Consider the following 14,416-nt stretch of genomic DNA (forward strand, 5'->3'; position numbering starts at 1 on the left):
CGCCCCATGTCCCCGCTGACCCGCAAACTGCTGCGCGACCTGTGGCGGATCAAGGGACAGGCCATCGCCATTGGCGCAGTGATCGCGGTGGGCGTGCTCATGCTGGTGATGATGACCGGGCTGGTCGCCTCGCTCGAGGAAACCCGCCGCGCCTATTACGAACGCTACCGCCTGGCGGACGTGTTCGCCCCCGTGACCCGCGCGCCAGGCCATCGGGCAGAGGATCTGGGCCGGCTCCCCGGCGTGGCGGCGGTCGAAACCCGGATCACCGGCGCGGCGCTGATCGACCTTGGCCGCGACCGCCTGCCCATACAGGCCCGGGCCGTGTCCCTGCCCGACCTGCGCGCGCCCCGGCTCAATGCGATCCACCTGACCGACGGACGGATGCTGCAGGGCGGGCGCAACGACGAGGTGGTGGTCCTCAACAGCTTTGCCCGCGCCGTCGGCCTGCACCCAGGCGACCGCCTGACCGCCACCATGAACGGCTTTCGCCGAGAGCTTCGCATCGTCGGCCTCGCCCAGGCACCCGAATTCCTCTACACCACGCCCCCCGGCGAACTGGTGCCTGACGATGCCCGCTTTGCCGTGCTCTGGCTGAACCAGAGCGCGCTGGAGGCCGTGTTCGACATGGAAGGCGCTTTCAACGAGGCGCTGCTGTCGCTGACCCGCGATGCCCGCCGCGCAGAGGTGATCGCCGCCGCCGACCGGCTGCTCGACCGTCATGGCGGACTGGGGGCCTATCCGCTGCACGACCTGGGCTCCAACCGCTTCATCAGCGAAGAGATCAACGGCCTGAAAACCTCGACCGCGATCGTGCCGCCGGTATTCCTCGCCGTGGCGGCGTTCCTGCTGCATATCGTGATCTCGCGCATGGTGCAGGCGGAACGCGAACAGATCGGGCTGCTCAAGGCGTTCGGCTATACCGACTGGGAGGTCGGCGGCCATTATTTCCGCATGATCCTGACCATCGCCACCGGCGGCGCATTGGCCGGCTGCGTGCTGGGGATCGTCGCCGGGCGGGCGATGGTGGATCTCTACCTTTACTTCTACAAATTCCCCTTTCTCGTGTTCCGGCTGGACCCGTCGTCCTTTCTGACCGGCTTCGTGGTCAGCATCCTGTCGGCCTCGGCAGGCGGCGCGCTTGTGCTGCGCCGGGTCTTTGCCCTGACGCCGGCCGTGGCAATGCGCCCGCCCGCGCCGCCCGACTACAGCCGTTCGGGCCGGTTCCGGGGGCTGGCGGCGCGGTTTCTCGACCAGCCCACGCGCATGGTCCTGCGCCGCCTGACGCGGCAGCCCCTGCGCATGGCCGGGGCGGTCGTGGGGATCGCCTCGGGTATCGCGCTTTCGGCGGCAATGGCGTCCATTCTCGACAGTTTCGACGAGATGATGGACCTGACCTTTGGCGTCATGGACCGGTCGGACATGTCCGTTACCTTCACGCAGCCGATCGAGGCCCGCAGCGTCCTTGACCTGGCCGCGATCGACGGCGTGATCGAGGTCGAACCCGTGCGCATGGTCCCCGCCATCCTGCGCCATGGGCGCGACAGCTATCGCGGCGCGATCCACGGCCTTCGGGCCGAGCCGCGCCTCTACCGCGCCGTGGACAAGGCTCAGCGCCCGCTCTACCTGCGCGGCGACGGGATCACCTTGTCGCGCGGGCTGGCAAATGAACTGGGCGTCCGCGCCGGCCAGGTGCTGACCTTGGAGGTGCGCGAAGGCCGACGCCCGCGCGTGGACATCCCCGTGATCGCCGTCGCCGAAACGCTGCTCGGTTCGCCCGCCTACATGGAACTGGACGCGCTCAATCGCGCGTTGAAAGAACCTCTGCGCGTCTCGGGCGCCTATCTGCGGGTCGATCCCGCGCGGGCCGACCGGATCCACGCGCGGCTCAAGGACATGCCGATGGTGGCCGGCGTCAGCCTGAAGGCCCAGGCGCGCGCGTCATTGGCCCGCGTAATGGACCAGGGCGCGGGCGGCACCCGCTATGTCATGGCGCTGATCGCCGCCGTCATCACCTTTGGCGTGATCTACAACGCCGCTCGCGTGGCCCAGGCCGAACGCGCCCGCGACCTCGCCAGCCTGCGCGTTCTGGGCTTTACCCGCGCCGAGGTCGCCTATGTCCTTCTGGGCGAACTCGCCGTGGTCACGCTGCTGGCGCTGCCTCTGGGCGGGCTGATGGGCTGGGGCCTGTCCTTCGTGATCTCGCGCGGCTACAGCACCGACATCTACCAGATCCCGCCGCTCTTCTCCGCCGAAAGTTACGGCTGGGCGATGCTGGTGGTTCTGCTGGCGGCGCTGGTCTCGGGGGCGCTGGTGAAACGCGACATCGACCGGGCGGATCTGGTCGCCGCCCTGAAAACGAGGGAGTAGAACGCATGGCGCCCAGACGCAGACGGTCCCGTCAGATCCTGACCGCCACGGCCGCTTTGATCGCCGCCGCCGCGCTGGCGGCCGCCTTCTGGCCGCGGGCGATGCTGGTCGATATCGGCACGGTCACGCGCGGACGGATGATCGTGACGGTGGACGAAGAGGCGCGCACCCGCGTGCGGGATCCCTATGTGATCTCATCGCCCATCGCCGGCGACCTGCAGCGGGTCGAACTGGAACCGGGGGACCGGGTCAAGGCCGGCGACGTGGTCGCCCGCATGGCTCCGGCCGCCCCGGCGGCACTGGACATCCGCACCCGTGAACAGGCGCGGGCCGCGGTGGACGCCGCCGAGGCCGCGCTCCGGGTCGCACGCTCGGACCTCAAGGCGGCAGAGGCCCGCAGCCGGTTCGCCCACAGCGAACTCGACCGCATTTCCCGGCTGGTCGAACGCGGCATCGTCAGCCGTGTCCAGCTGGAACGCGCCGAGCAGGAGGCACAGGTCGCTGACGCCCAGCTCGAAACCGTCAGGGCTGAAATCGCCCGACGCGAAGCCGAGGTGAACAACGCCCTGGCCCGCCTCATCAGCTTTGACGATACCGGCCTGGCCGAGGCCGTGGCCAAGGACGCCGTGAAGATCCCCACCGTCCCGATCAGGGCGCCAATCGACGGAACGGTGCTCAAGGTCTTTCACGAAAGCGCCACGACCCTGCCCGCCGGCGAGCCGATCCTCGAAATCGGCGATGTCGCCCATGATCTCGAGATCGTCGCCGACCTGCTCTCTTCGGACGCGGTCAAGGTCGAACGGGGCGACCGGGTGATCATCACCAACTGGGGCGGCGACAGCGACCTCGAAGGCGTCGTCAGCCGCATCGCGCCTTACGGCCATACCAAACATTCCGCCCTCGGGGTCGAGGAGCAACGGGTCGAAACCACGATCGCCTTCGCCGATCCGAACGGACACCGCAGCCGGCTGGGCCATGGCTACCGTGTCGAGGCCCATATCGTCATCTGGGAGCGGGACGACGCGGTTATGGTTCCATCCTCCGCCCTCTTCCGCCATCAGGGGAACTGGGCCGTCTTCGCCATCCGCGACGGCCGCGCGGTGCGGCAACGGGTGCGCATCGGCCACAACAACGGCAACTGGGCCGAACTGCTGGACGGGCTCGAACCGGGCGATCAGGTGGTTCTGTTCCCCTCGGCCCGCCTGACCGACGGCCAGCGCATCCGGCAACGCCGGATCGAATGATCCGCCGCCATTCGGGCCGCCCTCCCGGCCCCTCGCGCATGGCGACGCCACCCGCGAGCGCCTGAAAGTTCTGCGGCTGCGCTATCGCCCCGTCCCGATCTGCTTCTTTCTGGTTTCAAATACCCCGGGGGTCCGGGGGCAGAGCCCCCGGCCGGTCGGATCGGCTGTGCCGATCCGACCAATCCTTCCCAGCCTGCAGGCCCCCCGCCTTGCCACGCACCCGCTCAGAAGTTGAGCGAAATGTCCCTGTGGCTGGCCATACAGGACGCCATGTAAAGCGCCAGTTCACGGGGCATCCGCGGCTGTTGACGCAGACCCAGCGTCTTGGACAGGACTGCCACATAAGCCTCCAGCTCCGGACCCAGCCGCTCGGCCGCGTCCCCGCGCCAGGCCTTCTGCGCCTCGTAGGCAGCCACCGCTTCGTCGTAAAGGGCCAGTGCCTTTTGCTTGTCCGGCGTCTTGCTCTTCAACGCGCGACGCGCCTTGGACAGAAGCTTCTTCACGTCATCCGCCCCCTCGACCTTGCCGAACCGCTTCGACAGATCGTTGACCACGGCTTCGGCCTCCGCTTCGGGTTTGCCTTCGATCACCGCCCGAAGGTCGCGCAGGGGTTGCTCGAGTTCGGTGAATGCCCGGTTGGCCTTCAGGATCGCCGCCGTCTCGACCGCCCCTTCATAGGCGTCGTCCGCGCTGCGCCGATAGGCTTGCCGCGCCTTCATCTCGGCCTGGACCAGCTTGGCAAACTCGGCATGGACGCTGTCCCACTCGGCAGGGATCTCGGCCTTCATCCGCGCGATCTCGGCTTCCAGTTCCGCCTGCCGGCCTTCCAGCCTGGATTTTGCGGCCTGCTGATCGTCGCCATGGAGCCGCGAAAGCCGGGTCCGGACGTCCTTCAACTCATCCTCGAGCCGACGGATATCCTTTTCGATCTGACGCACGGTCCGCTGGAGCGGCCGGTAGCCGATCGCGGCCTCCGCCACGGTGCGCTCGACCGCAAAGGCCTCGTCCAGCTTGGCAATCGCCGTCTCCGCGCTGGTCACCGCCTTGGAGAAGTCCTTGGCCAGGTCCTTGGGCAGAACCGAGAGATCCAGCCCCTTGGCCCGCGCGATCGCGGTTTCCAGTTCGTCCCCTTCGGTCAGCTTCTCGCCGACATATTCCTCAAGGCAGAGCTGCAACTTGGGATTGCGCGGCGGTGGGGCGGTATCCGAAAGATAGCTCACCCGGTTCGGCAGGTAGTTCACCAGTTCGGGGAATTTGCCGACGACGCCCAGCGCCAGAAGCTGCAGCAGGATGAAGGCGATCACGCCCTTGTACATCTGCACCGTGCGCACCACCGCCGGCGCCACCCCGCGCAGATAGAACAGGGCGAAACCGAAGGGCGGCGTCAGGAACGAGGTCTGGATGTTCAGACCGATCATCACGCCCAGCCAGACCGCGGTGACGTTCGCCCCCGGATCGGCCAGCAGGATCGGCGCCACGATCGGCACCACGACCACCGCGATCTCGATGAAGTCGAGAAAGAAGCCGAGGATGAAGATCACCGCCATGACGATGATGAACTGGCTCCAGAATCCGCCGGGCAGCGAATTGAGGAACTCGCGCACCAGGTCCTCGCCGCCGAAGGCGCGGAACGCCGCAGTCAGCATCGCCGCGCCCATCAGGATGACGAAAACCAGCGACGTGGTCTTGGCGGTCTCGAGCATCACGCCGCGCAGCGTGTCCTCGAGCTTGAACACGCGCCAGCCGGACCAGATCAGCGCGATCAGCAGAACGGCCGCCGCGATCGAGCCGATCCAGATGCCGAGGATATCCTCGGAACTGGCGATCGCCTTGACGTTCATGTTGAACCGCTGCAGCGCCACGGCGATCGCCACAAGCGCCGCCAACGCCAGCAGGGCCGGGGCATATGTCCACTTGGTTTTCTTCGGCAAGCGATAGCCGGCCATGATGAGCGCACCGGCCGCACCGATCGCACCGGCCTGGTTCACCGTGGCGACACCGGCGATGATCGACCCCAGAACCAGGAAGATCAGCGTCAGCGGCGGCACCAGGATCAGGAACACGCGGCTCCAGAACTGCCGGTCGAACTTGCCGTCGTAGGGCACGGCGGGGGCGGCGCTCGGGCGCAGAAGCGCAAAGATCAGGATATAGGCCATGTACAGCCCGACCAGAACGAGGCCCGGCACGAAAGCGCCCAGGAACATCTCGCCCGCGCTGGTCGAGGTCACGTCGAACACCGACGGCATGCTCACTTCGCCGGTGGCGTCCTTGTAGAGCGCCTTGCGCAGGGTCGAGGCCTGATCGGTGGCCGAGGCCAGCTGGTCGGCAAGGATGATCAGCACGATCGACGGCGGGATGATCTGCCCCAGCGTGCCCGAGGCCGCGATCGTGCCCGTGGCCAGCGGCGTCGAATAGTTGTTGCGCAGCATCGCTGGCAGCGAGATCAGGCCCATCGCCACCACGGTGGCGCCGACGATACCGGTGGTGGCCGCCAGCAGCGCACCCACCAACACGACCGAGATGCCCAGGCCGCCGGGAACCGGTCCAAACAGCTGCGCCATGGTCACCAGCAGGTCTTCGGCGATCTTCGACCGCTGCAGCATGATGCCCATGAAGATGAACAGCGGAATGGCGATCAGCGTATCCCGTTCGACCTCCCAATAGACGCCGCGCAGGTTGGTCACGCCGGCGGTCAGCCATTGCGACGGCCCGCCCGAGTGGAAGAACGCATCGACGTTGCCGGCGAACAGATAGCCGCAGAGCGCGGCCGTGCCGATGGTGAAGATGGCGGCGCCGGGCAAGGCAAAGGCCACCGGATAACCCGAGCCCAGCGCAAAGGCCATGGACAGGATCAGAAGGATCAGAAAATAGATTTCCATGGGTCGAACCTCAGTGCGCGGACGGGGCTGGTTCGTGGTGGCCGGGCTCGCCGCGCATGTCGGCGACCGATTCTAGGAAATAGGACACGAACTGGATCAGCATGGTGATGGCGAAAATGCCCAGAAAGGCGGCCATCTGGTATTTGATGAACATGCCCACACCGCCGGTCTGGGTGATTTCGAAATTCATCACCGGGCTGTTGATGATCGACTGCTTGCCGCCAAACCCGACAGCGAGGATCACCCAGCAGGTCGTCATCCCCATGGTGATGGTTCCGAAGGCGTTGAAGAACCCCTTTTTCGTCAGACCGAAACCCGAATACAGCACGTCCACCCGGACATGACCGTCGTCGAACAGCGTATAGGCCGAGGCAAACAGGAACAGCGCCGCATACCAGTAGCGCACCAGATCGCCCATCAGCGCCTGTTCGTAGGAGAACACGAAACGCGAGATCACGATGGCCAGTTCCGCCACCACGATCAGAAGCGCCAACCAGGGGAAGCCCAGCGTGCGCGAAAACAAGGCGATGACGAAGGCCGCGCCCACCAGCGGAATGTGGACATAGGGACCGACCCAGCGCGCCTTGCCGAAGTTGCGCACCGTGTCGCCGTCAAGAAACAGGCCGAACAGGTTCTCCACCCGCATGAAGGCGATGGTGGCATCCACCACCCCCACCAGCAGGACCGCCCAGAAGGCCCAGCGTATCAGGAACACGTTGAACTTGTGGATCGCGCGCGCATCCCAGCGCAGCGACCGATCGCCGGTGGACAGGACATAGCCCGCCGCGACTGCCAAGGCGCCCGCATAGATCGCGGCCTGAACCCAGACCTGCCGGCCTGCACCTCCTGCAAACAGCGCCTTCAGGCCGGGGAAGCCATACCCCACCACCAGCACGTTGTTGACGAGAAACGCAGCCAGAACCGCCAGCATGGACCACGCGAACAGGCGCGGTATCGGCGCGGGTGGCCCAAAAGGCGAAATGTTGTCGAGGTCGCTGGTATCGGCCATCTGCCCCTCCCCCATTTTTCATTCTTGCAACGGCACAGACCCTTTATCACCGGAACCGCCGGTATGAAAAGAGCGGGGCCACGGCACAGACCCTTTATCACCGGAACCGCCGGTATGAAAAGAGCGGGGCCGCAGCCCCGCTCTTCGCTCATTTCGGTTTCCGGTCAAGCTCAGACCAGGCCGAGCACGCGGTTGCGCTGGTTGACGAAGGTCGTCTCGAACAGCGCCATCGTTCCGCCGATCTCGCGCAGGTTCTTCTGGAAGCTGTCGTCGATCTTTGCCGCCAGCGCCGAATGGGCGCGAGTTTCCTCGAACACTTCCGCGGCCGCTTCGCCGAAGGCATCCCAGATGTCGTCGTTGAAGTTGCGGATCTCGACGCCGTGGTCATTGACCAGCTTGGCCATGTATTCACCGTTGTTGGCCATGTTCTCTTCGTAGGCGGCGGCATGCTCTTCCATGCACGCGGCCTCGATCACGGCCTTTTCCCAATCCGACAGGCTTTCCCACCAAGATTTGTTCATGCCAAAGGCCAGACCGCCGCCCGGCTCGTGCATGCCGGCGGTATAGTAGTACTTGGCCGCCTCGTAGAACTTCATGAAGTAGTCATTGTAGGGACCGACCCATTCGGTCGCGTCGATGGCGCCCGACACCAGGTTTTCATAGATCTGGCCGCCCGGCAGCGACACTGTGGACACGCCCAGCTTGGACATGACGTTGCCGCCCAGTCCCGGAATGCGCATCTTCAGGCCCTTGAGGTCCTCGGGACTCTCGATCTCCTTGTTGAACCAGCCACCGGCCTGGGTGCCGGTCGCGCCGCAGGGCAGCGCCTTGAGGCCGAACTCGCCCGAGATTTCGTCCCAAAGCTCCTGACCGCCCTTGAACTTGATCCAGGCGTTCCATTCCACCGTCGTCATGCCGAACGGCACCGAGGTGAAATAGGCGAAACCGGGATGCTTGCCGACCCAATAGTAGTCAGCGGCGATATAGGCCTGGCTGTTGCCCGAAGCCACTTCGTCGAACGAGTCGAAGGCGCCCACGCGCTCGCCCGCGGCGAAATACTCGGTGGTCAGACGGCCCTCGGACAGTTCCGTGATGCGTGCGGCCAGACGCTGCGCCGAGATGCCCAGACCGGGGAAGTCCCGCGGCCAGGTCGACACGATGGTCATGGTCTTGCGCTGCTGCGCGATGGCCGGGGCTGCAAGGGCGGTTGCGCCGGCGCCAAGGGCGGCCCCCTTAAGGAACTTACGACGATGCATGATCTTTCACTCCTCCGCGTTGTCGTTAGTTATTTCAGAAAACTTCGCAGCGCCATGCTGACCACCGGGGACGGAATGTCAATACCTTGTCGGCGTTTGCACAAATTCCGGGCACTCTGAAAACGGCACATGGTCCCAGGCGCCGCCCGCGTCCTGTCAATCTGCGAAGACCACGCCATCCATCAGCTTCCGCGCAGTGCGCAGGACGGCGACGTTCTCCACGGCACCGGCCGGGGACAACGATGCGACCACCGACATCTCACCCGTGGGGTGCTCGATCGACAGCCTCCGGTCCCGCCCGTCGCCGCGATCCATCAGGGGCCTGGCGACGCTGCCCGCAATCAGGCCGGCGGTGGCGACGCTGACCGCGCCCAGCACCCCGATCGCCTTGTGACAGCGATGCGGAATGAAGGTGCGGGTGCAAATCGCCCCGCCCCGCCGCGCCGGACTGACCAGTGTCATCTTCGGCACGGACTTTTCCGCCACATCGCCCAGGTTCATCATCGGCCCGCAGGCCAGCCGGATCTCCTCGAGCCGGGCGCGCAGCGCCGCATCGGCCTCCAGCTCCTCCGGCCGCTCGCCCCCGCCGATCCCGAGATCCGCCGCCCGCATCACGACGCAGGGCATTCCATTGTCGATCATCGTGACCTCGACGCCCTCCACCACGTCCAGCGGGCGCCCGGTGGGCAACAGCGCCCCGCAACTGGAGCCGGCCATGTCGCGAAACGAAATCGGTATCGGCGCGGCGGTCCCCGGCACCCCGTCGATCCGTGCATCCCCGGCATAGCTGACCCGCCCGCCGGGCGTGCACACCCGCGCCACCGCCACCTGTCCGGTATTTTCCATCCGGATCGTCACCGGCGTCTCTCCATCCCGCGCCGCAACCAGGCCCCGTTCGATCGCAAAGGGCGCGACACCGGCCAGCATGTTGCCGCAGTTCTGCGCGTCGCTGACCACGGGCCGGTCCACGAACACCTGCAGAAACAGATAGTCCACATCCACGCCGGGGCACTCGGACGGCTTCACCACCGCCACTTTCGACGTCAACGGATCCCCGCCGCCCATCCCGTCGATCTGCCGCGCATCCGGCGCCCCCATCGCCCGCAGCAGCAACCGGTCCCGCGCCCCAGTCTCCGCAGGCAGATCCGATGCCAGGAAGACCCCCCCTTCGACGTCCCCGCCCGCATCCACATCGCCCGGATCCCCTGGGACATACCCGGCCCTCCCTGCTTCTTTCCGGTTTCAAATACCCCGGGGAGCGCGAGGGGCGGAGCCCCTCGCCCCGGTCGGACCGCATCCGCGGTCCGAAACCGCCCATCAGACGTATTTCAACCCCTTTTCCGCCAGCCGCGCCCGCATCCCGTAGATGTCCAGCCCCAACTCTCCCGAGGCCAGCCGACGCCGCTTTTCCTCTTCGGCTGCCATCCGCGCCTCAGCCTCGCCGGCCACCTCCGCCGCGCGCGCCCGCGACACCACGCAAACCCCGTCGTCATCCGCCACGATCACATCGCCGGGATGCACCAGCGTCCCGGCGCAGATCACCGGCACGTTCACCGCGCCCAGGGTCTCCTTCACCGTCCCCTGCGCCGACACCGCCGTCGACCACACTGCGAAACCCATCGCCCGCAGATCCCGCGTATCGCGCACGCCCGCGTCGATCACCAGAGCACGGCAGCCCCGCGCCATTGCGCTCGTCGCCAGCAGATCACCGAAATACCCCATGTCGCAGGGCGCGGTCGGGGCCAGAACCAGAATGTCCCCCTCTCGCAACTGCTCGATCGCCACATGCACCATCCAGTTGTCCCCCGGCGGCGCGCTGATCGTCACCGCCGGGCCGGCGACCGCGACATCCTGCTGGATGGGCCGCATCCGCGCCGCCATCAGCCCCGAACGCCCCTGCGCCTCGTGCACCGTCGCCACGCCGGCCGCGCCCAGCCGCGCAATCACGTCACGCCCCGCGCGCGGGATGTCCCGAACGACCACGCCGGTCGCGCCCAGCCCGTATCCGCTCATGTCAGTTCATCCACCGTCCGCGGAAAGACCGACTGGAATCCTTCCGCGTATTCCGCATTCCGCCCGCCGGCCTGCCCGCCCGAATTGCGGCGGAAATGGTTGGCCCGGTTCCGGGCGAGATTCGTGTAATACTCCCACAGGTGCTGCTGACCCTCCATGCACTCGATCGCAGCGCGCTTTTTCTCCCAGACCGGCGTGATGTCCAGAAACACGTCGGGCTTCCAGCCCATCTGCTCGGTCTGGTGCGGCTCGAACAGATAGAGCTGCGGCGCCCCCAGCACCTTCTGCCCCGGATTGTGCCCCCAGGCCTGCGCGATCATCCGGCATTCCAGCGCCACCTGCGTGGCATACATGTGATCGGTATTGTAGGGATTCCATTTCGAATGGCTCATCATCCACCCCGGCTGCACCTCGCGGATGATGTCCACCAGCCGGAACCTGGCCTCGCGGTCCAGTTCCAGCGGATAGTCGCCAAGGTCGAGGAACCGGATGTCATGCGCCCCCAGCTCGGCGGCGGCGTCCTCGGCCTCGCGACGGCGCGCCGCCTTCACCCTGTCCAGCGTCATGCCTCCCTGTTTCCACAGCTTCGCGCTTTCACCGCGTTCGCCGAATGACAGGCAGACGACCGTCACCTCATAGCCAAGCTGCTGATGCAGCGCGATCGCCTCGCCACAGCGCCAGACGAAATCGGCGGCATGGGCGCTGATGACCAGCGCGGTTCTTTTCTCGCTCATTCCGGGCGATCCCCGTCTGCCTTCGTTCGATGTCCCGACCAGATAGGCGCGGATTCCCCCGCAACACCACTTCAAAACGGATGAAGCGCAATAAGAAATGCCTATACTGACCCGACAAGACAGACGCCGAAACCGACATCATGCCCCATGAAACACTGAATCTTCGCCACCTGAGGGCCTTCAGCGAAGTCGTGCGTTGCGGCAGCATTTCGCCCGCGTCCTCGACGGTATTCCTGTCGCAGCCGGCGATCACCCAGGCCATTGCCGGGCTGGAGCGAACGCTGGGCATCGCGCTGTTCATCCGCACCAGCACCGGCATGGTCCCCACCGAGCCGGGACAGATGTTCGTCACGCGGGTCGATCAGGCGCTGGCCTATTTGCGGGAAGGCGCGCGCAGGGCCGCCCGTCCGCGGAACCAGGGCCGGAAGTCGGGATTCACCAGCTTCGACCAGCTTCTGACATCGGCCCAGCTGCGGGCACTCCTGGCGGTGTCGGACACCGGAAACTTTTCCTGGGCGGCACGCAATATCGGCATTTCGCAGCCCTCGCTGCACCGGGTTGCCCGGGATCTGGAGCGTCTGGCGGGCCTGACCCTGTTCAAGCGAGAGGCCCGGTCGATCGTGCTGACCCCGGCAGCGCGGGAACTGGAGCGGCACGCCCGGCTGGCATTCTCCGAACTCCGGCAGGGTATCGCCGAGATCAACGCATGGGCGGGCCACGACACCGCCCAGATACGCATCGGCAGCCTGCCGCTGGCGCGCAGCTTCATCCTGCCGAGGGCGATCAACGCGCTGGAACGCCAGCGCCCGCATGTGACCGTGCGCGTCCATGACGGCGCCTATGCGGATCTTCTGGGCGATCTGCGCCAGGGCGAACTGGACCTGTTGATCGGTGCCCTGCGCGATCCGCCACCGACCGACGACATCCGGCAGGAACGGCTTCTGGACGATGCCCTGACCATAGTCGCGCGGCGTGGGCACCCGCTGTCGGAGCGCCGGAACCTGACGCCGCAGGATCTGGCAGAGTTCGCCTGGGTCGTCCCCGCCCCCGGAATCCCGACACGGTCCCGCTTTGACGCGCTGTTCCGGTGCGAAGGGCTCGCTCCGCCCGAACGGCTGGTCGAAACCTCCTCGCTGATTCTCGCGCGCGGGCTGCTGCTGGACAGCGACCGGCTGGCGTTGATCTCGGCCCATCAGGTCCGGCATGAACTCAAGCGCGGCGAGCTTGTCGCGTTGGACGTCTCATTGAACGACACCCCGCGCCCCATAGGCATCACGACCCGGGCCGACTGGCGCCCCACGGCGACGCAATCGCTTCTGCTGGAGCTGCTGAGGCAGGCCAGCCCCCGGGTCACCCGCGAAGCATCGGCCTGACCTACCCCGGTGAAGGCCTTGCACGCTGGTTCTGCATTGCCGTGTCCGACCGGACAAGCAGGCGGCGCGGCTATCGTGAAACATTGCCGCCGCCGACAGATGTTCATTCCACGGGATGCGCACAATTTTGGCACATTTCGTGCAAGCCACATCTCAACATCTGGTAGCCGAAGCAGATCAGGTTCGGTGATATTGTATTCTCCCGCCCTCCCAAAGCAAGAGAAGGCTTAACCGCGCCAACATCAATTTTCAGGGCCGGGTCAAGTTTGCGCCGCTTTTCCGGCAGATTCCTCAATTAATGGTTAATTCCGAGAGTTCGTAATGGGGCAGGAAAACGATGTCAGGTCGTGTCATCACAGGGTCGCCCGCCGACCCCACAGCAAGGGCCGCCAAGGCGTCGGCAAAGGACAAGATGAAGCTGCTCGTCGTGGATGACGAAGCGAGCATCCTCGAACTGTTGAAGACTGCCTTGAGCGCACTGGGATCCTATGACGTTGCGATCGCCTCGTCAGGCGCGGATGCGTTGCGCAGGATCGACCGGGAGGATCCGCCCTTCGACTGTTTCCTTCTGGACATCCAGATGCCGGAAATGAACGGCATTGATCTGTGCCGCGAAATCCGCAAGTTCCCCGAATATACCGACACGCCGATCGTCATGCTCACGGCGATGTCCGAAAAGAAATATGTGGACGAGGCCTTTACCGCCGGGGCCACCGACTATCTGACCAAGCCATTCGATTTTCTTGAACTGCGCAGCCGGTTGGGCACCGCCCGAAAACTGGTGCAGCAGAACATGCAGGCCTCGACCAGCCGGGAAGAGGCCAGGAAGCTGAAGAACGAGCTCGACACCACCTTGCAGTTCAGCCTGGAGGATCCGATCCGGATCGAAGGCGTCGAGCGGGTGCTGGGCTACACGCAGTTCGAAAACTATGTTCTGCAACTCTCCAAGGGTCGCCGATTCACATCATGGGCGACGGCAATCAAGATCGCCCGCGCCAAGGATCTGCACCTGAGCATGCCCTCGACCCATTTCCGCGATATCCTGCACGACGTGGCCTATGCGATCGCGAAACTGACCAAGGCCAATGGCAACATCCTGTCCTATCGCGGCAACGGCACCTTCCTTTGCATCAGCGACGGCAAGAAGAAGACGCCGTTCGCGGGCATGGAGGAGCAGATGAACCGGCTGCTGGCGACCCTGGTGGCGCGACGCCAGATCAACGCCAACGTGGAACTCATCGTAGGCGAGAGCTTTCCGATGCGGTCGCTGACCAAGCTGGGCGCGCTCTATGCCCTGAACCGGGCGATCGAGAACGTGCAGTTGCGCGACCAGAGCCTCGGGGAGGCGGCGGAATTGTCCAAGAAGGTTCTCAAGCGCCGCACCCTGACCACGGAAGAGGCCCATCTGGAACGGCGAAGCTATGAGGTGATGCTGCACCAGCTGCTGCGCGAGGAACGCTCGCTGCGCAAGCTTTAGCCTGCCCAAGGATGTCGCCGGCCGGCGGCCAGCGCAGCACGCACCCCGATCCGGGGGAAGC

General features: G+C 65.7%; 10 protein-coding genes. 4 read left to right on the forward strand and 6 right to left on the reverse strand.

What is annotated here, in order from left to right:
* Positions 1 to 6: 6 nt before the first annotated feature.
* Together C4S70_RS04480 and C4S70_RS04485 are read left to right on the forward strand one after the other, a co-directional pair.
* The gene (locus tag C4S70_RS04480) at positions 7 to 2,370 is read left to right on the forward strand and encodes an ABC transporter permease (RefSeq protein WP_104006893.1); all 2,364 of its coding nucleotides are present in this window, start codon (positions 7 to 9) and stop codon (positions 2,368 to 2,370) included.
* Between the two features lie 5 nt (positions 2,371 to 2,375).
* Complete coding sequence (locus C4S70_RS04485) at positions 2,376 to 3,614, forward strand: efflux RND transporter periplasmic adaptor subunit (RefSeq protein ID WP_104006894.1); 1,239 nt, start codon at positions 2,376 to 2,378, stop codon at positions 3,612 to 3,614.
* A gap of 224 nt (positions 3,615 to 3,838) precedes the next feature.
* Here the strand turns inward: C4S70_RS04485 and C4S70_RS04490 are convergent, their stop codons facing one another.
* The 6 genes from C4S70_RS04490 to C4S70_RS04515 all read right to left on the reverse strand — a co-directional run bounded on the left by C4S70_RS04490 (position 3,839) and on the right by C4S70_RS04515 (position 11,505).
* Positions 3,839 to 6,493 carry a TRAP transporter large permease subunit gene (locus C4S70_RS04490; protein ID WP_104006895.1) on the reverse strand — a complete coding sequence of 885 codons (2,655 nt, stop codon included), beginning with the start codon at positions 6,491 to 6,493 and terminating at the stop codon, positions 3,839 to 3,841.
* 10 nt (positions 6,494 to 6,503) lie between these two features.
* Positions 6,504 to 7,502: a TRAP transporter small permease subunit gene (locus C4S70_RS04495; protein WP_104006992.1), complete on the reverse strand. Its 999-nt coding sequence runs from the start codon at positions 7,500 to 7,502 to the stop codon at positions 6,504 to 6,506.
* A 170-nt stretch (positions 7,503 to 7,672) separates the two neighbouring features.
* Positions 7,673 to 8,758, reverse strand: a complete 1,086-nt coding sequence (locus C4S70_RS04500; protein WP_104006896.1) for a TRAP transporter substrate-binding protein — start codon at positions 8,756 to 8,758, stop codon at positions 7,673 to 7,675.
* A 156-nt stretch (positions 8,759 to 8,914) separates the two neighbouring features.
* Positions 8,915 to 9,949, reverse strand: a complete 1,035-nt coding sequence (locus C4S70_RS04505) for a 4-oxalomesaconate tautomerase (RefSeq protein WP_200822722.1) — start codon at positions 9,947 to 9,949, stop codon at positions 8,915 to 8,917.
* A gap of 126 nt (positions 9,950 to 10,075) precedes the next feature.
* The gene (locus tag C4S70_RS04510; RefSeq protein WP_104006897.1) at positions 10,076 to 10,771 is read right to left on the reverse strand and encodes a 4-carboxy-4-hydroxy-2-oxoadipate aldolase/oxaloacetate decarboxylase; all 696 of its coding nucleotides are present in this window, start codon (positions 10,769 to 10,771) and stop codon (positions 10,076 to 10,078) included.
* A complete protein-coding gene (locus C4S70_RS04515) occupies positions 10,768 to 11,505 on the reverse strand; it encodes a PIG-L deacetylase family protein (RefSeq protein WP_104006898.1) in 738 nt (245 codons plus the stop codon). Before C4S70_RS04515 ends, C4S70_RS04510 begins: the two co-directional genes overlap by 4 nt.
* A 140-nt stretch (positions 11,506 to 11,645) precedes the next feature.
* Between C4S70_RS04515 and C4S70_RS04520 the strand changes: the two genes are divergently transcribed.
* Together C4S70_RS04520 and C4S70_RS04525 are read left to right on the forward strand one after the other, a co-directional pair.
* Positions 11,646 to 12,878 (forward strand): LysR family transcriptional regulator, encoded by a 1,233-nt coding sequence (locus C4S70_RS04520; RefSeq protein ID WP_104006899.1) that lies wholly within the window; start codon positions 11,646 to 11,648, stop codon positions 12,876 to 12,878.
* A 412-nt stretch (positions 12,879 to 13,290) separates the two neighbouring features.
* A complete protein-coding gene (locus C4S70_RS04525) occupies positions 13,291 to 14,355 on the forward strand; it encodes a response regulator (protein ID WP_160114840.1) in 1,065 nt (354 codons plus the stop codon).
* Positions 14,356 to 14,416 lie beyond the last annotated feature (61 nt).

The sequence above is a fragment of the Jhaorihella thermophila genome (genome assembly GCF_900108275.1).
Taxonomy (GTDB): domain Bacteria; phylum Pseudomonadota; class Alphaproteobacteria; order Rhodobacterales; family Rhodobacteraceae; genus Jhaorihella; species Jhaorihella thermophila.

Bases quoted from the DNA above. Each gene is read 5' to 3' on its own strand.
- C4S70_RS04495 (WP_104006992.1), bottom strand. From the start codon at position 7,502: ATGGCCGATACCAGCGACCTCGACAACATTTCGCCTTTTGGGCCACCC.
- C4S70_RS04485 (WP_104006894.1), top strand. From the start codon at position 2,376: ATGGCGCCCAGACGCAGACGGTCCCGTCAGATCCTGACCGCCACGGCC.
- C4S70_RS04525 (WP_160114840.1), top strand. From the start codon at position 13,291: ATGAAGCTGCTCGTCGTGGATGACGAAGCGAGCATCCTCGAACTGTTG.
- C4S70_RS04510 (WP_104006897.1), bottom strand. From the start codon at position 10,771: ATGAGCGGATACGGGCTGGGCGCGACCGGCGTGGTCGTTCGGGACATC.
- C4S70_RS04515 (WP_104006898.1), bottom strand. From the start codon at position 11,505: ATGAGCGAGAAAAGAACCGCGCTGGTCATCAGCGCCCATGCCGCCGAT.
- C4S70_RS04520 (WP_104006899.1), top strand. From the start codon at position 11,646: ATGCCCCATGAAACACTGAATCTTCGCCACCTGAGGGCCTTCAGCGAA.
- C4S70_RS04500 (WP_104006896.1), bottom strand. From the start codon at position 8,758: ATGCATCGTCGTAAGTTCCTTAAGGGGGCCGCCCTTGGCGCCGGCGCA.
- C4S70_RS04490 (WP_104006895.1), bottom strand. From the start codon at position 6,493: ATGGAAATCTATTTTCTGATCCTTCTGATCCTGTCCATGGCCTTTGCG.
- C4S70_RS04480 (WP_104006893.1), top strand. From the start codon at position 7: ATGTCCCCGCTGACCCGCAAACTGCTGCGCGACCTGTGGCGGATCAAG.